The 18,625-nt window shown below is 71.4% G+C and carries 19 protein-coding genes; 13 read left to right on the top strand and 6 right to left on the bottom strand.

What is annotated here, in order from left to right; all coding sequences use genetic code 11:
* Positions 1 to 282 precede the first annotated feature (282 nt).
* Positions 283 to 780: a hypothetical protein gene (locus ACWENQ_RS02880; protein WP_452412722.1), complete on the top strand. Its 498-nt coding sequence runs from the start codon at positions 283 to 285 to the stop codon at positions 778 to 780.
* A 21-nt stretch (positions 781 to 801) separates the two neighbouring features.
* On the opposite strand, the gene ACWENQ_RS02875 is transcribed toward ACWENQ_RS02880, so the two are convergent.
* A complete protein-coding gene (locus ACWENQ_RS02875) occupies positions 802 to 1,596 on the bottom strand; it encodes an NAD-dependent epimerase/dehydratase family protein (protein ID WP_452412721.1) in 795 nt (264 codons plus the stop codon).
* A 137-nt stretch (positions 1,597 to 1,733) separates the two neighbouring features.
* Between ACWENQ_RS02875 and ACWENQ_RS02870 the strand changes: the two genes are divergently transcribed.
* From ACWENQ_RS02870 to ACWENQ_RS02850, 5 genes are read left to right on the top strand one after another with little or no spacing between them, the layout of a single operon-like run.
* Complete coding sequence (locus ACWENQ_RS02870; RefSeq protein WP_452412720.1) at positions 1,734 to 3,041, top strand: sugar ABC transporter substrate-binding protein; 1,308 nt, start codon at positions 1,734 to 1,736, stop codon at positions 3,039 to 3,041.
* Positions 3,038 to 3,964, top strand: a complete 927-nt coding sequence (locus ACWENQ_RS02865; RefSeq protein ID WP_452412719.1) for a carbohydrate ABC transporter permease — start codon at positions 3,038 to 3,040, stop codon at positions 3,962 to 3,964. Before ACWENQ_RS02870 ends, ACWENQ_RS02865 begins: the two co-directional genes overlap by 4 nt.
* Positions 3,961 to 4,821: a carbohydrate ABC transporter permease gene (locus ACWENQ_RS02860; RefSeq protein WP_452412718.1), complete on the top strand. Its 861-nt coding sequence runs from the start codon at positions 3,961 to 3,963 to the stop codon at positions 4,819 to 4,821. The genes ACWENQ_RS02865 and ACWENQ_RS02860 overlap by 4 nt, the downstream gene beginning before the upstream one ends.
* Before the next feature lie 40 nt (positions 4,822 to 4,861).
* On the top strand, positions 4,862 to 5,620 hold the full coding sequence (locus tag ACWENQ_RS02855; protein WP_354906689.1) for an IclR family transcriptional regulator: 759 nt from the start codon (positions 4,862 to 4,864) through the stop codon (positions 5,618 to 5,620).
* Between the two features lie 33 nt (positions 5,621 to 5,653).
* Positions 5,654 to 6,556, top strand: coding sequence for a 5-dehydro-4-deoxyglucarate dehydratase (locus tag ACWENQ_RS02850; RefSeq protein ID WP_449916888.1), 903 nt, complete (start codon positions 5,654 to 5,656; stop codon positions 6,554 to 6,556).
* A gap of 109 nt (positions 6,557 to 6,665) precedes the next feature.
* Here the strand turns inward: ACWENQ_RS02850 and ACWENQ_RS02845 are convergent, their stop codons facing one another.
* Complete coding sequence (locus ACWENQ_RS02845; protein ID WP_452412717.1) at positions 6,666 to 8,093, bottom strand: aldehyde dehydrogenase (NADP(+)); 1,428 nt, start codon at positions 8,091 to 8,093, stop codon at positions 6,666 to 6,668.
* Between the two features lie 111 nt (positions 8,094 to 8,204).
* Between ACWENQ_RS02845 and ACWENQ_RS02840 the strand changes: the two genes are divergently transcribed.
* Positions 8,205 to 9,461, top strand: a complete 1,257-nt coding sequence (locus tag ACWENQ_RS02840) for a glucarate dehydratase family protein (protein WP_452412716.1) — start codon at positions 8,205 to 8,207, stop codon at positions 9,459 to 9,461.
* 4 nt (positions 9,462 to 9,465) lie between these two features.
* Positions 9,466 to 10,683: a hypothetical protein gene (locus ACWENQ_RS02835; RefSeq protein WP_452412715.1), complete on the top strand. Its 1,218-nt coding sequence runs from the start codon at positions 9,466 to 9,468 to the stop codon at positions 10,681 to 10,683.
* 192 nt (positions 10,684 to 10,875) lie between these two features.
* On the opposite strand, the gene ACWENQ_RS02830 is transcribed toward ACWENQ_RS02835, so the two are convergent.
* Positions 10,876 to 11,025, bottom strand: a complete 150-nt coding sequence (locus tag ACWENQ_RS02830; RefSeq protein WP_449916898.1) for a hypothetical protein — start codon at positions 11,023 to 11,025, stop codon at positions 10,876 to 10,878.
* 202 nt (positions 11,026 to 11,227) lie between these two features.
* Here ACWENQ_RS02830 and ACWENQ_RS02825 point away from each other — a divergent pair, with 202 nt between their 5' ends.
* From ACWENQ_RS02825 to ACWENQ_RS02805, 5 genes are read left to right on the top strand one after another with little or no spacing between them, the layout of a single operon-like run.
* Positions 11,228 to 11,620, top strand: coding sequence for a GntR family transcriptional regulator (locus ACWENQ_RS02825; protein WP_354906694.1), 393 nt, complete (start codon positions 11,228 to 11,230; stop codon positions 11,618 to 11,620).
* A complete protein-coding gene (locus ACWENQ_RS02820) occupies positions 11,617 to 12,507 on the top strand; it encodes an ABC transporter ATP-binding protein (protein WP_452412714.1) in 891 nt (296 codons plus the stop codon). The genes ACWENQ_RS02825 and ACWENQ_RS02820 overlap by 4 nt, the downstream gene beginning before the upstream one ends.
* The gene (locus ACWENQ_RS02815) at positions 12,504 to 13,556 is read left to right on the top strand and encodes an ABC transporter permease (protein WP_449916902.1); all 1,053 of its coding nucleotides are present in this window, start codon (positions 12,504 to 12,506) and stop codon (positions 13,554 to 13,556) included. The genes ACWENQ_RS02820 and ACWENQ_RS02815 overlap by 4 nt, the downstream gene beginning before the upstream one ends.
* Positions 13,553 to 14,965: a S41 family peptidase gene (locus ACWENQ_RS02810; protein ID WP_452412713.1), complete on the top strand. Its 1,413-nt coding sequence runs from the start codon at positions 13,553 to 13,555 to the stop codon at positions 14,963 to 14,965. The genes ACWENQ_RS02815 and ACWENQ_RS02810 overlap by 4 nt, the downstream gene beginning before the upstream one ends.
* A 12-nt stretch (positions 14,966 to 14,977) precedes the next feature.
* Positions 14,978 to 16,132, top strand: coding sequence for an alpha/beta hydrolase family protein (locus ACWENQ_RS02805; RefSeq protein WP_452412712.1), 1,155 nt, complete (start codon positions 14,978 to 14,980; stop codon positions 16,130 to 16,132).
* 193 nt (positions 16,133 to 16,325) lie between these two features.
* Here the strand turns inward: ACWENQ_RS02805 and ACWENQ_RS02800 are convergent, their stop codons facing one another.
* From ACWENQ_RS02800 to ACWENQ_RS02790, 3 genes are read right to left on the bottom strand one after another with little or no spacing between them, the layout of a single operon-like run.
* Positions 16,326 to 16,817, bottom strand: a complete 492-nt coding sequence (locus tag ACWENQ_RS02800) for a DUF402 domain-containing protein (RefSeq protein WP_452412711.1) — start codon at positions 16,815 to 16,817, stop codon at positions 16,326 to 16,328.
* A complete protein-coding gene (locus tag ACWENQ_RS02795; protein ID WP_452412710.1) occupies positions 16,814 to 17,446 on the bottom strand; it encodes a response regulator in 633 nt (210 codons plus the stop codon). Before ACWENQ_RS02795 ends, ACWENQ_RS02800 begins: the two co-directional genes overlap by 4 nt.
* The gene (locus tag ACWENQ_RS02790; RefSeq protein WP_452412709.1) at positions 17,443 to 18,543 is read right to left on the bottom strand and encodes a sensor histidine kinase; all 1,101 of its coding nucleotides are present in this window, start codon (positions 18,541 to 18,543) and stop codon (positions 17,443 to 17,445) included. The genes ACWENQ_RS02795 and ACWENQ_RS02790 overlap by 4 nt, the downstream gene beginning before the upstream one ends.
* Positions 18,544 to 18,625: the final 82 nt, after the last annotated feature.

Raw genomic sequence — 18,625 nt, 5'->3', positions numbered from 1 at the left:
GGGGGTTGGGTCTGCTGTTCCGCTGATCCACCCGGCCCGGCAGAAGGCCGACCTGACACCGACCCACATCACCCCTGCCGAGCCGCCCGGATCCGACCCGAGCCAGAGCCGACGTGACACCGACCCACATCACGCCGGCCCAGTCGCCTGGGTCCGACGCGGGACGCCCTGCCGGGGACCTCGTCGTGTGGGCGCTACAGGGGCTGCAACCGTTTGGTGCTGGCCTTGCTCGGCCGGGACCAGTGACTGATGCAACCGGTTGCATTAGTGATGGAGGTGATCATGTTACGTGGCCTGCTCGCCGTCACCCTGCTGGCCCTCGGGCTCACCGCCCTGCCCGCCGACGCCGCCCCGCGCCCCGAAACCGCCTCGTCCGCGCAAGCCCTGCCTCCGGAAGCCGTCCCGCCCGCGGAAAGCGCCGCGCCTGCCCTCCCGCGCGTGGAAGCCGCACCGCCCTCCCGCCCGGTTGCCGGCGCCCCCGCCACGGGACACGCCACGCTCACGTTCACCGTCCCCGAGCAGGGCGCCTACCGGCTTCACGCCAGAGTGATCGCCGCCACCGACGGCGACGACTCCTTCTGGGTCAGGTCGGACGGCGGCGCGTGGACGCAGCGGAACGGGATCCCGCTCGGCACCTCCTGGCACTGGGCCGAGGTCCCGGTCGCCTACACCCTGTCGCCCGGCACCCACACGATCGCCTTCGCCTACCGGGAGGACGGTGCCAGGCTCGACCGGGTGGCCCTGACCAGCGACCCCGCCTTCACCCCGGAGGCCGGATGACCGATCCGGGCGCGGGCGCGGTCACCAGCGTCCGCCCAGCTCGCGCAGCGTGAACAGCCCGCCGGCCCGGTCATGGAGGGGTTCGGTCAGGTCGGGTTCGCCCTGCGCGGCGACGAGCGGAGCCGCGTGCCCCTCGGAGTCGTCCCGCGGCTCGTAGCCGATCGCCCTGGCCTCCTGCAGCGACCACCACCGTCGCGCGTTGTCGGACACTCCCCACACCACGTGGTACCCGGTGGCCCGCATCGCCGCCTCCAGCAGCCGGGCGCAGTCGCCCGGCGAGATCCAGGTGGCCAGCCCTCTGGTGTCGCCGGAGCCCTCGTTGCAGGTGCCGAGCCTGACGACCGTCACGTTGATGCCGAACCTGTCGTGGTAGAGGCTGCCCAGCGCCTCCATCACGACCTTGCTCACGCCGTAGAGGGTGTCGGGCCGGGGGAAGGCGTAGTCGGGCAGGTCGGCCCCGCCGGCGGGGCGGGTGTGGAAGCCGGCCGCGTGGTGGCTGCCCATGAGGACGACGTGCCGTACCCGTTCCTGGCGGGCGGCCTCCAGCAGCACGTACGTGCCGTTCATGTTGGCGTCGACGATGTCGGCCCACGGGTGTTCGCGGCTCTGGCCGCCGAGATGGATGACGGCGTCGACGCCTTTCATGGCCGAGGCCATGGCGTCGGCGTCGGTCAGGTCGGCGGTCACGACCTCCTCCCCTGGTCCGGCCTGCAGGGGGAGCACGTCGGACAGGCGGAGGATCCGTCCCTCACGGGCAAGGAGGGGGCGGAGCAGGGTGCCGACTTTCCCGGCAGCGCCGGTGACAAGGATGCGCATGGTGACTGTTGTACACGGCTCTGGCGTGAATTCACATACATGGAATGTTGACGCGATGCAGGCCAGTCGTTACGTTCACATGAACGAATGACACATTCGCGAAGCGTGTCCACGTATGTGAACGAGGAGGCGGTCTGATGCCACGCCATCTGCTCGGGGCCGCGTTAGGCACGGCGCTCGCCGTCACCCTGTCCGGCTGCGGTTCCGGCGGGGGTTCGGGTGACCAGGCGCTGGAGATCTGGATCCGGCAGGCACCGGACTCCGACTCCGCCAAGACCGCCGTCAAGCTGGCCGACGCCTTCACCAAGGCCAGCGGTGTCAAGACCAAGGTCGTCGCCCTCTTCGACGACTTCGAGACCAAGCTGCAGCAGCAGGCGGCGCAGAAGAACCTGCCCGACATCGTCATCAACGACACCGCCCAGCTCGGCAACATGCAGACGCAGGGCTGGCTGCGGGAGGTCGACAAGGCCAGGCTCAAGGGCGGCGACCAGCTGTCGGACCGGGCGTGGCAGGCCGCGCAGGCCGGCAACGGCAAGTACTACGCGGCGCCGTTCTCCGCGCAGGCGTTCGCGCTGATCATCCGCAAGGACTGGAGGGAGAAGGTCGGCCTCCAGCCTCCGCAGAGCTGGGACGACCTGGCGAAGCTGGCCAAGGCGTTCACCGAGCAGGACCCCGACGGCAACGGCCAGAAGGACACCTACGGCTTCGTCGCTCCCGCCGGCACCAAGCGCGGCTACGCCTCCTGGTACGCCTCCTCGATGATCTATGCGAACGGCGGCACGTTCCTCACCGACAACGGCGGCGGCCGGTTCGCCCCCGCGGTCGCCGACCCCAGGACGGTCGAGGCGGTCACGTGGCTGCAGAACCAGTTCTGCGTCGCCAGGACGGTCAACCCCGGCGCGGTCAGCAACGACACCACCATCACCCACGAGGTCTTCGAGAAGGGCCAGGGCGGCATCTACCTGGTCGGGCCGTACGTGCTGGCCCGGTTCGTCAAGAGCATCGGCACCGACAGGCTCGAGGTCGTCAAGGTGCCGAAGGGCCCCTCCGGCGGTCCCGGCACGCTGGGCGAGGGCGAGAACGTCTACCTGATGGCCGGCTCGGCCGACGAGGAGGGCCAGCAGAAGTTCGCCGAGTTCGCCGTCTCGCCCGAGGGCCAGAGGATCGGCATGAACAAGGACGCCAACGGCGCGATCGTCAGGCTGCCGGTCAACAGGACTGTGGACATGTCCGCCGAGCGGACCGATCCGCGGTGGAAGGTGTTCCAGGACGCCTACGCCGACGCCGTCTACAGCTCCCCCGTCCCCAACTGGGCGCCCATCAGGCAGACCTCGGCCGACGCCATCAACGCGGTGTGGGCCGACTGCGGCGCCGACGTGAAGACGGCCATGGACGGCCTGGCCACCAGGCTGAGCGCGGAACTGCGGGCCCAGAAGGCATCGTGACCACGACGCTCGCGCGGCCCGAGCAGCGCACGGCTTCGCGTCACCGTCCCGGGCAGGGGCGGTGGCGCGGCACCGCCGTCGCGTGGCTGTTCCTCGCCCCCGCGCTGATCCTGTTCCTGTACTTCAAGTTCATCCCCATGTTCGAGGGCCTGCGGATGAGCTTCTTCAAGGTCCAGCCCTTCCTGGGCGACGAGTGGGTCGGGCTCGGCAACTACCGGACGATCATGTCGGACGACGCGTTCGTCAGCGCGGTCTCGCACAGCGTCGTCCTGGCCGCGGGCACGACGGTCGGCTCGCTGGTCCTCGGCCTGGTGCTCGCCCTGCTCGTCGAGGGGCCCGCCCGCTACCTGTGGTTCGTCAGGACGGCGGCGTTCCTGCCGGTGGTCACCACGATGGCGGCGGTGGCCGAGGTGTGGCGGATCATGTACCACCCTGACGCCAGCGGCCTGCTCAACAGCGTGCTGGGCTGGGTCGCCGTCGACCCCCAGCCGTTCCTGGCCAGCGAGGACTCATCGCTCTGGTCGATCATGGGGATGAGCGTCTGGCGCGGCACGCCGTACGACATGATGATCTTCCTGGCGGGTCTGGTCGGGATCGACAGGACCCTGTACGAGGCGGCGGCCGTGGACGGCGCCGGCACGTGGTCGAGGCTGCGCCACATCACGCTGCCCGCGCTGCGGCCGGTCTTCTGGATCCTCTTCACGCTGGCCGCCATCCGCGGGCTGCGGGTGTTCGTCGAGGTGTACGTGCTCACCAACGGCGGGCCGAACGGCTCGTCCGAGGTGCTCATGACCCTCATCTACAAGCTCGGCTTCCAGCGCAGCGAGCTGGGCGTCGCCGCGGCCGGAGGCGTCGTGCTGTTCGCCGCCACGCTCGCGCTCACCGTGCTGGTCCAGCTGATGCGCAGGAGGCGGCCGGCATGAGATTCGACAGCGCGCTGGGCCTGGAGGCGCGCGGGCGGCCGCTGGCGACGGCGGGCAAGGTCCTGGTCTACTCCGTGATGGTGCTGGTCTTCACCGGGCCGCTGGTCGGACTGCTGGTCAGCGCCTTCAGCAGGACGCTCGACCCGACCGGCTTCACGCTGTGGCCCGACGAGTTCACGCTGGAGAACTTCGCCCAGGCCGCGGACAAGAACGTCTACCTCTACCTGGTCAACTCCTTCGTCGTCGTCGGGTTCGGTCTCGCGCTGCAGATGACGGTGAGCGTCTTCGCCGCCTACTCGCTGGCCCGCAAGCGGTTCAGGGGCATGTCGTTCGTGCTGCTGATCATGCTGGCCACGATGATGCTGCCCGAGGAGATCATCGCGATTCCCCTCTCGCTGGTGCTGGCCGACATGCCGCTCCTCCACGCGAACCTGATCGACTCCTACGCGGGGATGATCCTGCCGGTCGGCGCGTGGGGCTTCTCGATCCTCGTCATGACCGAGTTCATGAAGGAGGTGCCCGTCGAGCTGGAGGAGGCGGCGAAGATCGACGGCGCGGGCGAGCTGCGCACGTTCTTCACGATCATCCTGCCGCTGTGCAAGCCCGCGCTGGGCGTGATCGGCGTCTTCGGGTTCACCATGATCTGGGACCAGTACCTGCTGCCGCTGATCGTGGCCAACGAGTCGAGCCACTGGACGCTGCCGATCGCGCTGCGCTCGCTCCGCTCGGACGAGGAGGTCGGCATCGGGGTGCTGCTGGCGGCGTCGCTGCTGGCGCTGCTGCCTTCGGTGATCGCCTTCCTGGCCTTCCAGCGGCAGTTCATGCGTGGTCTGACCAGCGGCGCCGTCAAAGGGTAGATGTCCATGTACATGGATGGCATCCATTATTCTGTCAGGCATGGAGCCCTCGATGGTCAAGTCAGCCGAGCGAACGGTCCGCATCCTGGAAACCCTGGCGGCCTCGCCCGAACGGTTGACCCTGTCGGAGCTCCAGCAGCGCACCGGCTTCCCGCGCAGCAGCCTGCACGCCCTCATGCGCACCCTCGCCGGGCTCAGGTGGGTCGAGACGGAGCCCGGCGCCTCGGCCTTCGGGATCGGGCCGCACGCCCTGCTGACCGGCACCGCCTACCTCGACAAGGATCCCGCCCTGCCGCTGGCGCACGACACGCTGGAGGACCTGCGGGAGGAGATCGGGCACACGGTCCACTTCGCCCGGCGCGACGACGCGCACGTGCTCTACCTGGCCACCCGGGAGTCGCGCGACCGGCATGCGGTCTCCAGGGTGGGCCGCCGGCTGCCCGCGAGCGTGACCGCGCTCGGGCAGGCACTGCTGGCGCAGCTGACCGACGACGAGGTGGCCGCGCTGCTGCCCGACCCGTTGCCCGCGCTCACCGAGCACTCGATCACCGATCTGGCCAAGCTCACCGACGAGCTCGATCAGGTACGCGCCCGCGGCTACGCGCTCGAGCGAGAGCAGGGCACACCTGGCGTGGCCTGCGTGGCCGTTGCCGTGGACTACCGCATCCCCGCCACCGACGCCATCAGCTGCTCGATGCCCGCGGACCTGGCCCGCGAGGAGATCGAGCGGATCGCCGAGGCGGTCATCAGCCACACCCGCAGGTTGGCTGCCACTCTGCGCCGGGAGGGCATCCGATAACACATCATCCGGCGCGTTCTCTGGAGGAAAGAAATGCGTCTTGATGGTGTTCTGTTCTTCCCCGTGACCCCTTTCGGGGCCGACGGCTCCGTGAACGGCCAGGCGCTGGCCGCGCACGTGGCCAAGGGGGTCACGGCGGGGGCCGGAGGGGTGTTCGCCGCCTGCGGCACCGGCGAGTTCAACGCCCTGGCGCTGGACGAGTACTCCGCCGTGGTGGCCACCTCCGTGTCCGCCGCCTCCGGGCGGGTGCCCGTGCTGTCCGGAGCGGGCGGGTCGTTGCCGTTCGCCCAGGCCTGCGCGCGGGCCGCGGCGGAGGCGGGCGCCGACGGGCTGCTGCTGATGCCGCCCTATCTGGTGACCGCCCCCGCCGCGGGCCTGGTCTCCTACGTCCGGCAGGTCGCGGCCGCCACCGGCCTGCCGATCATCGTCTACCAGCGCGGCACGGCCCGCTTCACGCCCTCGGCGGTGGCCGAGCTGACCGGACTGCCCAACGTCATCGGCTTCAAGGACGGCCTGGGCGACTTCGACCTGCTGCAGCGGATCATCCTTCGCGTACGGCAGGCGACGGACCGCCCGTTCACGTTCTTCAACGGGCTGCCGACGGCCGAGCTGACGGTTCCGGCGTATCGGGGCCTCGGGGTGCCGCTGTACTCCAGCGCGGTCTTCGCCTTCGCCCCGGAGATCGCGCTGACCTTCCACAAGGCGGTCACGGGCGGGGACGAGGTGATGGTGCAGCGCCTGCTCACGCGCTTCTACCTGCCGCTGGTGGAGCTGCGGGACCAGGTGCCCGGCTACGCGGTGTCGCTGGTCAAGGCGGGCGTACGGCTGCGCGGGCTGGACGTCGGCGGCGTGCGGGCGCCGCTGGTGGACCCGTCGCCCGGCCACGTCGCCGAGCTGGAGCGGATCATCGCGGCGGGGCTGGAGCTGGCGGGGTAACCCCACGGCCCGTCCTGCCCCGTCCCGGCCACCGCGGCAGCCGGGACGGGGCAGGACCTTCGGACAGACCTCGCGGTCGCCGACGGCCCTCGCCCCGCCCGCCAGACGGTCAGCCGTCGACGCGCCGCGGGACGCCCAGCGGGTTGTCGTCGCGCAGCTCCGCCGGCAGCAGCTCCTGCGGCCAGCCCTGGTAGGCCGTCGGCCGCAGCCACCTGCGGATGGCCATCGCCCCCACCGAGGTGTGCTCGGGGGCGGTGCTGGCCGGCCACGGACCGCCGTGGTGCATCGCCCAGCACACCGCCACGCCGGTCGGCCAGCCGTTCCAGATGAGCCGGCCCGCCTTCCGCGCCAGCACCTCGGCGACCGGCGCGGCCTCGGCGGTGTCGGTGGCGTGGACGGTGGCGGTCAGGGAGCCGTCGAGCCGTTGCAGCACCTCGATCAGCTCGGCCGCGTCGGAGTAGGTGACCACGATCGACGAAGGGCCGAAGCACTCCTCGGCGACCTCGGGCAGCCGGGCGGCGAAGACGGCCAGGTCGATGGTGAAGACCTTGGGCGCGACCGCCCACTCCCCCTCGCCCTGGCCGCCCTCCGCCAGCAGGGTGAGCTTGGACAGGCGCTCGAGCCCCTGAAGGTAGCCCTCCCTGATGCGATCGCTGAGCATCGGCGAGCCGTTCGTGCCGGCGACCGCCGTACCGAGGGAGGCGATCAGGTCCGCGTCGTCGGGCGCGAAGACCAGGCCGGGGTTGGTGCAGAACTGCCCGGTGCCGAGCGTGAGGGACGCGGCGAAGCCCTCGGCCAGCCCTTCGCGCGCGGCGGAGGGCAGGACCACGACCGGGTTCACGCTGCCCAGCTCGCCGTAGAACGGGATCGGGTCGGGGCGCTCGTCGATGAGCGTCTGGATGGCCTTGCCGCCGGGGATCGACCCGGTGAAGCCCACCGCGACCACGTCGGGGTGCTGGACCAGCCGCTTGCCCGCCGCCAGGCCGTGGACCAGGCCGAGCAGCGCGGGGTCGGGCAGCGCCGACCTGATGACGCGCGCCGTCAGCTCGGAGGTCAGCGGGTGCCCCGGGTGCGCCTTGACGACGACGGGACAGCCCGCCGCGAGCGCCGAGGCGGTGTCGCCGCCCGCCACGGAGAAGGCGAACGGGAAGTTCGAGGCGGAGAAGACGCCGACGACGCCGGGCAGCGGGTGGTTCATCCGGCGCACGTCGGGCTGCACCGAGATGACCGCCTCCAGGTGACCGCCGTCGCGCAGCACGCCGGCGAAGAGCCGGAACTGGCTGGCCGCGCGGGCCACCTCGCCGCGCAACCTGGTCTCGCCGAGCGCGGTCTCCCTGTCGGCGACGGCCCAGAGCTCGTCGACGTTGGCCTCCAGCGCCTCGGCGACGGCCTCCAGCACCTCGGGTCTGCGCGCCGCGCGCCAGGCAGGTCCAGCCGCGTGCGCGGCCGCGACGGCGGCGTCGACGTCGGCGTCGGTGGCCTCGGGGACGCCTTCGCCGAAGGTGCCGCCGGTGCGCGGGTCGTATGCGTGGATCATCGCCTCACCCCTATGCAATATCACACTTCACTCTACCTTGCCTTGACACTGGCTCCGCCAGATTCTTACAGTACTGACATTCGTCCACAATTCTGGCGGTTGTTCACATATATGAACATTAGAGAGATCACGGTCACCCCGGTCGCCTTCCGCGACCCGCCTCTGCTCAACGCCGCCGGAGTCCACGAGCCGTGGGCGCTGCGCACGATCGTCGAAGTCGTCACCGACGAAGGACTGTCCGGGCTCGGCGAGACCTACGGCGACCTGGCCCACCTGGAAAAGGTGCGCACCGCGGCCAATGCCCTCATCGGCCTGGACGTACACGCCCAGAACGAGATCTACGCCCGCGTCTCCACCCTGGTCGGCGACGTGGTGAGCGACCTGCACGGGCTGACGGGAGCGGCCACCAAGGAGAAGAGCATCGACCGGGTCTACTCGCCGTTCGAGGTCGCCTGCCTGGACATCCGGGGCAAGGCCACCGGGCGCCCGGTGAGCGATCTGCTCGGCGGCGCCGTACGGCAGGCCGTGCCGTACAGCGCCTACCTCTTCTACAAGTGGGCCGGTCACCCGGGAGAGCCCGACGACAGGTTCGGCGCGGCGCTCGATCCCGAAGGGATCGTGGCGCAGGCGCGGCTGCTGATCGAGGAGTACGGCTTCCGCTCCATCAAGCTCAAGGGCGGGGTGTTCGAACCCGCCCAGGAGGTCGCGGCGATCCAGGCGCTGCGCGCCGCCTTCCCCGACCACCCGCTCCGCCTGGACCCGAACGCCGTCTGGTCGGTCGAGACCTCGATCGAAGTCGCCCGCGCGCTGGCCGGGACGCTGGAGTACCTGGAGGACCCCACCGCCGGCATCTCCGGCATGGCCGCCGTCGCGGCGCAGGCGCCGATGCCGCTGGCCACCAACATGTGCGTGGTGACCTTCGAGCACCTGCCGCCCGCGATCAGGGAGGGCGCCATCGGGGTGCTGCTGTCCGACCACCACTACTGGGGAGGGCTGGCGCGTTCGGTGCAGCTGGCCAGGCTGTGCGAGACGTTCGGGATCTCGCTGTCCATGCACTCCAACTCCCACCTCGGGATCAGCCTGGCCGCGATGACGCACCTGGCGGCCGCGGTCCCGAACGTCGCCACCGCCTGCGACACGCACACGCCCTGGCAGGACGGGCAGGACGTGGTGGCCCCCGGAGCGCTCCGGTTCGTGGACGGGGCGGTGCCCGTGCCCACCGGGCCGGGGCTCGGCGTCGAACTGGACAGGGACGCGCTGGCAGTGATGCACGAGCAGTACCTCAAGTGCGGGCTCACCTCCCGCGACGACACCGGCTACATGAGGAGGGTGAACCCCTCCTTCGTCACCAGCCGCCCCCGCTGGTAGCCCGATGCGCATCGCCTACGCCTACCCCTGGGACATCGTCGGCGACCCCGACGCGCCGGCCAGGCTCGCCGAGCTGGGCGTCGACGCGGTCGCGCTGGCCGCCTCCTACCACGCCACCCGCGCCGCCACCCCGTTCCACCCCGAGCACCGGGTGCTCGACGTGCCGTACTCCGCCTTCTACCTCCCGGTACGGCAGGCGGCGTGGGGCCGCCTCGTCCCGCCGAACCCGACCTGGACCGCGCCCGACGCCTTCCTCAGGGCCCGCGACGCGCTCAGGGCGGCCGGCCTGCCGGTGCACGCCTGGACCGTCCTCACCCACAGCAGCCGTCTCGGCGCCGCGCACCCCGACCTGGTGGTCCGCAACGCCTTCGGCGACCCCTACCCGTACGCGCTGTGCCCCGCGCACGAGGACGTCGTGGACTACTGCGAGCGCCTGGTGCGGGAGATCGTCACGGTGGGAGCGCCCGACGGGATCATCCTGGAGGCGTGCGGGCCGATGGGGTTCGGGCACCAGAGCGTCCACGAGAAGACCGCCGGCGCCGACTGGACCCCCGTGCAGGCCGCGCTGCTGTCGCTGTGCTTCTGCACGGCCTGCGAGAGCGGCTACCAGGACGCCGGCCGGCTGCGCGCGCTGGTGCGCGCGGCCATCGACGGCGCCGCGCCCGGCTCGGCGGCCTCCGGCTCGGCAGCCCTCGGTTCGACGGATCCCGGCTCGACAGGGCCCGGCTCGACAGGGCCCGGCTCGACGGGTCCCGGCTCGGTGGCGGACGCGCTCGGTGGGCAGGCCGCGCACGTGCGGGAGCGGCGGACCGGGCTGGCGGGGGCGCTCAGGGCCAGGCTCGTCGCGGCCGTCCGGGAGGCGGCGCCGGGCCTGCCGATCAGGATCCACGCCGCCCCCGACCCGTGGGCGGCGGGGCCCTTCGCCCCCCTTCCCGACGGGGATCCCGCGCTCGACGGGCTGGTGGCGATGTGCTGGGGCACGCCCGAGGAGGCCACCGCCAACCTGGAGCGGCTGTCCGCCATCGCCGCCCCAGGCCAGCGGCTCGGCGCCTACGCGCTGTTCCTGCCGCCCAAGCCGGCCGACCCCGACCACCTGGCCGCTTCGTTCGCCGCGTTCGCCAAGGCGGGGGCGGACGAGCTGCATCTGTACCACGTGGGGCTCGCCTCGCCCGCCCGCCTGACCGCCCTCACCGTGGCGCTGCGGCTCTCCCGGTCCGTGTAGGCGAGCCGCCATTCCCTCCGGACGGAATGCGGCGTTGATTCGTGAGTCAGTGCCGAGTGGCACAACCGATGCAGCGTCCACCCGTCGCGTGCTTCGAGCTCGGCCGAGTCGGTGATCCCCGGATGGACGAGCGACCGGGTGAGGGTCTCGAAGAGCTCGGTGGCTCGCCGGTAGGGCAGAGGGGCTCGCCCGTCAACCGATTGTGAGGTCGAACAGCGCGGCGATCTGCTCGCGGGACAGCGCCCGGGTCCGGAACGGAAGCGTGGGCCGGCGCTCGATGCCGACGATCGGATTGCCGGCCGGCCAGCCGTGGGCCCGCCACCAGATGACGGCGGTTTTCATCACCGACATGTGACGGTCGACGGTGTCGGCCTCGATCAGCGGGCCCGCTGCGCGAACATCTCGGCGAGCACGTCGACCGGCCCTTCGTCGAACGCGGCGAGTGGCTCGGCGCCCCGCCGGTCGCGACCCGAGGCAGGCACTTATGATCCTTTTAACACGTAGGGGTCTAAAGTAATAGCAGGCTAGATAAATGGAGAATTCGGTGATCGAGTTCCATCTGGACGGCAGGTCGGGTGTTTCGCCGTACCTGCAGCTGGTCCAGCAAGTACGGCACGCGCTACGGCTCGGCATGCTGCGCAAGGGCGACCAGCTGCCGACTGTCAAGGAGGTCGTGGCGCAATTGGCGATCAACGCCAACACCGTCCTCAAGGCTTACCGGGAACTCGAGCACGAGGGCCTGGTCGCCGCCCGGCCAGGGGTGGGGACGTTCGTGACGGCGACGCTCACCGACACCTCGCTGGCCGCGCACGGCCCGCTGCGGCTGGAGCTGCGGCGCTGGCTGGCCAAGGCACGGCGCGCCGGCCTCGACGACGAAAGCATCGAGGCTCTCTTCATGACGACCTTCCGGACCACCGCTCAGGAGGACATCGCGTGACCTCTGTCGTGCAGGCCCAGGGACTGGGCAAGAGATACGGCAAGCGCTGGGCGCTGCGCGAGTGCGCCATCGACATACCGGCGGGCCACGTCGTCGGGCTGGTCGGCCCCAACGGCGCCGGCAAGACCACGCTGCTGAAGCTGGCCGGCGGCCAGCTCGAACCGACGGCGGGCGGCATCACCGTGCTCGGCGGCCGTCCCGCCGGCGGACCCGCGCAGCTGGCCAGGGTCGGGTTCGTCGCCCAGGACACCCCCGTCTACGCCGGTCTGACCGTCGCCGATCACCTGCGGCTGGGAGCACGGCTCAACCCCCGCTGGGACGCCGCCATGGCGCGGGAACGGATCAAGCGGCTCAACCTCGATCCCGCCCACCGGGCGGGCAGGCTGTCCGGCGGCCAGCGCGCCCAGCTCGCCCTCACCCTGGGTCTGGCCAAGCGGCCCGAACTCCTGATCCTGGACGAGCCGGTCGCCTCGCTCGACCCGCTCGCCCGCCGCGAGTTCATGCAGAGCCTGATGGAGGCCACCGTCGAGCACCAGTTCAGCGTGGTGCTCTCCTCCCACCTGGTCTCCGACCTGGAACGGGTCTGCGACTTCCTGGTCGTGCTCGTCGAATCCCGCGTGCAGGTGGCGGGAGAGGTCGACAAGCTGCTGGCCACCCATCACCGGCTCACCGGCCCGCGCCGCGATCCCGACCGGCTGCCCGCCGACCAGCACGTGGTCGCCGCACGCCATACCGACCGGCAGAGCACGTTCGTGGTCCGTACCGAGGCCCCGATCCACGACCCCACCTGGGCGGTCACCCAGCTCAGCCTGGAGGACCTGGTCCTGGCCTACATGGACGACCGCCGCGCCGAGAACCGGCGAGTCGGGCTGGAGGTGCAGCGGTGATCTGGCTGACCTGGCGCCAGTTCCGCGGCTCGGCCGCGATGATGGCCGCCTTACTCGTCATTCTCGCCGTCGTCCTGGCCCTGACCGGCCCGGACCTGGCCACCCGCTACTCCGCCGGGATCGCCGGCTGCGCGCAGGACAACACCTGCGACCGCTTCTACGATCAATTCTTCGACGCGTACGAGATGCCCTTCATGGCCGTCAGTCTCGTCGTGCTGCTCCTGCCCGCTCTCGTCGGGCTCTTCTGGGGAGCACCGCTGATCACCCGCGAACTGGAGGCGAGCACGCACCTGCTGGTGTGGAACCAGAGCATCACCCGCGGCCGCTGGTTGGCGGTCAAGTTCGGTTTCGTCGGCCTGGTCGCCATGGCCGCCGCCGGCCTGTGCGGCTTCGTGGTGACCTGGTGGTCCGATCCTCTGGACAAGTCAGCCTCGGAGAGCCTCGCCCTGATGGCGCCCCTGGTGTTCGGCGCTCGCGGCATCGCCCCGGTAGGGTATGCGGCCTTCGCCTTCGTCCTCGGCGTAACCGTGGGCATGCTCGTGCGCCGCACCCTGCCCGCCATGGCCCTCACCCTGGCCGTGTTCGCCGCGATCCAGCTCGCGATGCCGCTGGCGGTCCGCGCCCACCTGATGCCCCCGGCCACCGGGACCTTCGAGCTCAGCCAGGCGAACGTGGAGAACGTCGGCCTGTCACAGGAGGGAGGCGGACCCGTGCGGATTCTCCTGAGGTCGGCCGTTCCCGGCCACGCCGGCGCCTGGGTCCTCCACAGCGGCCTGGTCGATCCGTCCGGACGCACGATCTCCGATGGCGACGGCGGAGCCGCCATCCAGGTCTCCACGACGTCGGGGCCCTGCTCACCGTCGGGGGCGGCGGGCCGCGGGGACCGCTGCATGGTCGAGATCAACCGGCTCGGCTACCGGCAGCAGGCGACCTACCAGCCCCTCGACCGCTTCTGGACCTTCCAGTGGATCGAGACCGGGATCTATGCCCTCCTCACCCTCGGCCTCGCATGGTTGTCCTTCTGGTGGATCCGGAGGCGCCTGTCATGACCGTCAGGACCGTGACAGCCGGGCTCGCCCTCCTCTTGGCGGCGGCCTGCACGGCACCGACGCCGCCGCGGAGCCAGGCGAGCGCGGCAGCCAGTACGGTCTGCGCGCCACCCCACGGACCTCCCGGGGCGGAGACGGCCACCACGATCGACGTCATCGAGCAGGCGTACTTCTGCATCCTCGGCAACTACTACAGCGGCGCCACGCTGGACGCCCGCTCGCTGACCGCCGGATTCGTCGCCCTGACGCAGGAGCTCAACCGCAAGGGGCGCGACGTGCCCGAGGCCACCATGCCGGCGCTGACCGGTGACCGGAAAGCCGACTGGGCCGCTTTCGAGGCCGTCTACCGGAAGGTCACCGATCAGGTGCCGGACCTGCGCGAGCGGCTGGCCGTCGTCACCCTCGAGGGCATCGTGGCCGGCCTCGGCGACAACCACGCCTCCTGGGCGCACGACGTCGAGCAACCGCCCGACTACTACGACGGTGACGGCTACGGCCTGGGCCTCCAGGCGAACGTCAATGGTGCACAGGTGAACGGCAACCCCGGCGTCGCCCTCCCTCCGTTGTTCGTCACCACCGTGCAGGGTGGCGCGGCGCGGGCCGCCGGACTACGCCCGGGCGACATCATCGAATCGATCAACGGATCGGCCCCCTTCATCGACGGGAAGGCCACCCCGGCGATCACCGCTCTCTACCCGCGATACCCGGAAGCGCGCCCGGTCCGGCTGCGGCTCCTGCGGCAGACCACCGGCCGCCGTTGGATCGTGACGCTCAAGCCCGGCCTCCACCAGCGGGATCTGTCCGCCCTGCAAGTGGTGCAGTCGAAGCTGCTTCAGGACGGCATCGCCTACGTACGGCTGCGCGGGTTCTCCCCCGACTCCGCGGACAGGGCTCTCAAAGCGATCGCCAGGCTGCGTACCGGCCGGACGCTCACCGGCGTCGTGCTGGACCTGCGCGGCAACGGCGGCGGCAGTCCCGGGGAGGCGATCCGGCTGGTGAGCGCGTTCGTCCACGGGAAGGCCACGGCCTACCTGTGCATTGTGGACGGCACGTGCGAGACCTTGCGGACCGACGACACCGTCGAGCTGCTCGACCTGCCGCTGATGGTGCTCACCGACCGCAGCTGCGCCTCGGCGTGCGAGCACTTCAGCTCCGCGGTCAAGGACCTGGGCGCGGGCCGGTTGGTCGGCACCAGGACCGCCGGCGTCATCTCCGGCCCGGCGCAGCCGTACCTGCTCGGCAACAACACCGTTCTGAGATTCCCCGTCAGGCACCACCTCGGGCCCGATCGCGAGGTGATCGACCGGATCGGCGTACCCCCCGACCACTACGTGCCCCTGACCCCGGAGGACGCGGCCGCCGGGCGCGACCCCGCGCTGGCCAAGGCCCTGGACTTGCTGCACAAGTGAATGGACCTCTCGATGAGACAGATCCTGGCAGTCGCCGCAGGACTGGTCGTCCTCACCGCGTCCGCCTGCTCCCCGCCCACGCCGCCCCGGTCCGCTGTCCCGTCGGCCACGCCGACCGGGCCGGCCGCCCTGCCCACCCCCACCGGCGCCCATCCGGTCGGCACCACCGCCCTGTACCTGACGGACACCTCCCGCCCCGATCCCTGGGATCTCGACGTCGACGCCAGGCAGCTCAAGGTCACCCTGTGGTATCCGACCGAGCAGAGGGACGGCGAGCGCGCACCGTACATGACGCCTGAGGAATCCGAGCTCATGCTGGAAGGCTTGGGGATCACGGGCGTGCCGTCCGACAGGCTGAGCAAGACGCGGACGAACGCCGTCAAGGACGCGCGACCCGCGGGGCGGAAGCTTCCGCTGGTGGTGCTCTCCCCCGGCTTCACCAAGCCGGTGAGCACACTCACGTCCCTGGCCGAGGAGCTGGCCAGCCGAGGGTACGTCGTGGCCGGGATCGACCACACCTACGAGAGCTACGCCACGACCCTCCCCGACGGGCGGGTCGCGGAGTGCCTCGCGTGCGACAGCGACAGCGACCCGGGCTTCGGCACAGGACTGGTCCAGGGCCGGGCGACCGACGTCTCCTTCGTGCTCGACCGGTTACCGTCGACGTGGGACGGCGCCGACCTGATCGACCGCTCCAGGATCGCGATGGTCGGCCAGTCGATCGGCGGGGCCAGCGCCATGGCGGCCATGGTGAAGGACTCCCGGGTACGCGCCGGGATCGACATGGACGGCACCACCTACGCCCGGATCCCCAAGAGCGGGTTCTCCCGGCCGTTCATGTTCCTGGGCTCGGCGCAGCACGTCCCCGGAGGCCCTGCCCCCACGTGGGACCGCGACTGGAAGCTGCTGACCGGGTGGAAGCGCTGGCTCGTGCTGTCGGGCACGGAACACCAGTCCTTCACCGACGGCCCACTGGTGGAGGGCGCCCTCGGCGTCAAGCCCGCCTACGGCGTTCTGCCCGCGGCGCGCGCCGCCGAGCTCACCCGCACGTACGTGGCGGCCTTCCTCGACCAGCACCTGAAGTCGCGGCGGCAGCCCCTCCTGGACAAGACGTCATCACGGTACCCCGAGGTCAAGTTCTGCCCCACGGCCTGCGGTCAGTCCTGATTCCCGGCGCGCTCTCCACACTATCGGGGGATGCTGACCGCAGCTCGCCCAGGCGTTCGGAAACAGCGTGATCCACCGGACGGTCGTGCCGGCGGCCGAAGGGGTCGTGGAACCGAAGTCTCGCGATCCCGACCGCCCGCGCGACGGCTCCGCCTGCCGTACGGGCTGCCGTAGGGGGCGCCGGGAGGGCCGGTCAGCGCACCTGGGCGAGGTAGGGGAGGTGGGTGGCGCCGTCGAACGGGGCGAGACGGTCGGTCACCGCCGTGGTGAGCGCCGCCGCCGCGCGCTCCGCCTGGGCGACCACCTCGGGCGGGTAGCCCAGCAGCACCTGGTGGTCGGCGAACTCGTCCTCGTCGTCGACGTACACCTTCCCCTCCCTGGTGCGCACCACGTCGAGGTCGAGGTCGACCATCGTCACCTCGCCGTCGCTCCACTCGGGAACGGTGGTGACGTCGATGTAGAGGTCGGTCTTGTGACCCTCGTCGTTGAACAGCGCGACCCACCACTCGTTCCTCGGGAAGAGCATCACGAACGCCTTCTCCCACACCACCGGCGGCCCGTCACCCTTCGCCCCCGTCGTGCCGGCCTCGCAACCCACCCACACCCCGTGGGCGTCCTCCCCGAGTAACCTGGCCGGGTGGTGCCAGTGGAGGGAACCGCCGTACTTGCGGAAAACGACCTTCATGCACCCGACCGTACAACGAGCCCGCTCTCGTAGGCCGCGATGACCAGCTGGGCCCGGTCGCGGGCGGCGAGCTTGGTCAGCAGGCGGCCGATGTGCGTCTTGACGGTCGCCATGCTGAGGTGCAGGTGCTCGGTGATCTCGGTGTTGGACAGTCCCCGCGCGATCAGCGTCAGCACCTCGCGCTCCCTGTCGGTGATCCCCTCCAGGCCGCGCACCGCGGGCCTGGCGAACTCCTCGATGAGCCTGCGCGTCACCGTCGGCGCCAGCAGCGCCTCCCCCGCCGCGACCACCCTGATCGCGGCCAGCAGGTCGGCGGGCGGGATGTCCTTCAGCAGGAAGCCCGACGCTCCCGCCCGCAGGGCCGCGTAGACGTAGGCGTCGAGGTCGAACATGGTCACGATCAGCACCCTGGCGGCGTCACCGATCCTGCGGGTGGCCTCGATGCCGTCCATCTGCGGCATCCTGACGTCCATCAGCACCACGTCCGGTCGCGTGGCCATGGCCAGCTCGACCGCCTGCGCGCCCGTGCCGGCCTCACCGGCCACGCTCATGCCGGGCTCGTTCTCCACCAGCACCCGGAAGCTGCCGCGCAGCAGGGCCTGGTCGTCGGCGACGAGGACGCGGATCATGCGTAGGGAAGGGTCGCGGCCACCCGGAACCCGCCCTCCGGACGCGGCCCCGCCGAGAACGCTCCGCCGTACATCGCGACCCTCTCTCTCATCCCCACCAGCCCGTGGCCCTCGCCGTCGCGCCGGCCGTTCCGCGTCGCGGCCCCGTGTCCTGGGCCGTCGTCCGTCACCTCGACCCGCGCCCGGCCGCCGTCGGCGGCCACCGTCACCGTGCAACGGGTCGGGCCCGCGTGCTTGACGACGTTCGTGAGCGCCTCCTGCACGATACGGTGTACGGCCAGCCGCACCCCGCCGGGAAGCCCGTCCAGCCCCGAGGCCGCCAGCTCCACCCGCACCCCCGCGAGCCTGGCGTGCTCGGCCAGCTCGTCCAGCTCGGGCACGGGACGCAGCTCCGGAGGTTCGGTGCGCAGCACGCCGAGCAGGTGGCGCATCTCCACCAGCGCGTCGCGGCTCGCCGTCTCGATCACCCGCAACGCGTCGTGGGCCTCCTCTGGCCTGCTGCGCAACACGTGGTTGGCGACACCCGCCTTCACCGCGATGAGTCCCATGCTGTGGGCGACGACGTCGTGCAGTTCGCGGGCGATGCGCAATCGCTCCTCGGTGACCAGCCGTTCGGCCGCGCGTGCCGCGTACTCGCGCCGCTCGCGCACGGCGCGGCCGACGGTCCACGAGCCGCCCAGCGCGGCGATCCCCAGCACGACGTCACCCGCCGCGCGCGACCAGTCCGCCGGCGCCCCCGCCACGGTCAGCATGAGGACCGCCACCCCGGTCACCACCGCGATCGCCGTGGTCGGCGCCCGGTTCGCGCGGGACAGCGCCACCGTGTACAGGGCGTAGGCGGGCGCGACACAGGCGGCGCTCACCCCTAAGACCAGGCCCGCCGCCGGCGCCACCGCGAACACCACGACGAAGACGCCCACCGGCCACCGCCTGCGCGCCCCCAGCGGCAGGCCCAGGGCCAGCGCCAGCACGATCGCGACCCAGGCGGGCACCGGCGCGGTGGCCGCCGACGTCATGGCGGCCAGCGCGACGACCCATCCGGCCGCGCAGTCGAGCGCGATGAGCTGGCCCCGGGTGAGCCGCCTGGTGAAGTCCACGCCCCGCACGCTATCCGGCCGTCCCGGGCTCCGGCGTCATACCCGGGTCCGATGCGCGGTACGCGGGCCGTACCCGACCGTG

The organism is Nonomuraea sp. NPDC004354 (assembly GCF_053602555.1).
This window is presented reverse-complemented; position numbering and strand designations above follow the sequence as displayed.

Coding starts and splice junctions, on each gene's coding strand:
- ACWENQ_RS02805 (WP_452412712.1), top strand. CDS start 14,978: ATGAGACAGATCCTGGCAGTCGCCGCAGGACTGGTCGTCCTCACCGCG.
- ACWENQ_RS02810 (WP_452412713.1), top strand. CDS start 13,553: ATGACCGTCAGGACCGTGACAGCCGGGCTCGCCCTCCTCTTGGCGGCG.
- ACWENQ_RS02880 (WP_452412722.1), top strand. CDS start 283: ATGTTACGTGGCCTGCTCGCCGTCACCCTGCTGGCCCTCGGGCTCACC.
- ACWENQ_RS02855 (WP_354906689.1), top strand. CDS start 4,862: ATGGAGCCCTCGATGGTCAAGTCAGCCGAGCGAACGGTCCGCATCCTG.
- ACWENQ_RS02860 (WP_452412718.1), top strand. CDS start 3,961: ATGAGATTCGACAGCGCGCTGGGCCTGGAGGCGCGCGGGCGGCCGCTG.
- ACWENQ_RS02870 (WP_452412720.1), top strand. CDS start 1,734: ATGCCACGCCATCTGCTCGGGGCCGCGTTAGGCACGGCGCTCGCCGTC.
- ACWENQ_RS02840 (WP_452412716.1), top strand. CDS start 8,205: ATGAACATTAGAGAGATCACGGTCACCCCGGTCGCCTTCCGCGACCCG.
- ACWENQ_RS02800 (WP_452412711.1), bottom strand. CDS start 16,817: ATGAAGGTCGTTTTCCGCAAGTACGGCGGTTCCCTCCACTGGCACCAC.
- ACWENQ_RS02850 (WP_449916888.1), top strand. CDS start 5,654: ATGCGTCTTGATGGTGTTCTGTTCTTCCCCGTGACCCCTTTCGGGGCC.
- ACWENQ_RS02875 (WP_452412721.1), bottom strand. CDS start 1,596: ATGCGCATCCTTGTCACCGGCGCTGCCGGGAAAGTCGGCACCCTGCTC.
- ACWENQ_RS02795 (WP_452412710.1), bottom strand. CDS start 17,446: ATGATCCGCGTCCTCGTCGCCGACGACCAGGCCCTGCTGCGCGGCAGC.
- ACWENQ_RS02830 (WP_449916898.1), bottom strand. CDS start 11,025: ATGAAAACCGCCGTCATCTGGTGGCGGGCCCACGGCTGGCCGGCCGGC.
- ACWENQ_RS02835 (WP_452412715.1), top strand. CDS start 9,466: ATGCGCATCGCCTACGCCTACCCCTGGGACATCGTCGGCGACCCCGAC.
- ACWENQ_RS02845 (WP_452412717.1), bottom strand. CDS start 8,093: ATGATCCACGCATACGACCCGCGCACCGGCGGCACCTTCGGCGAAGGC.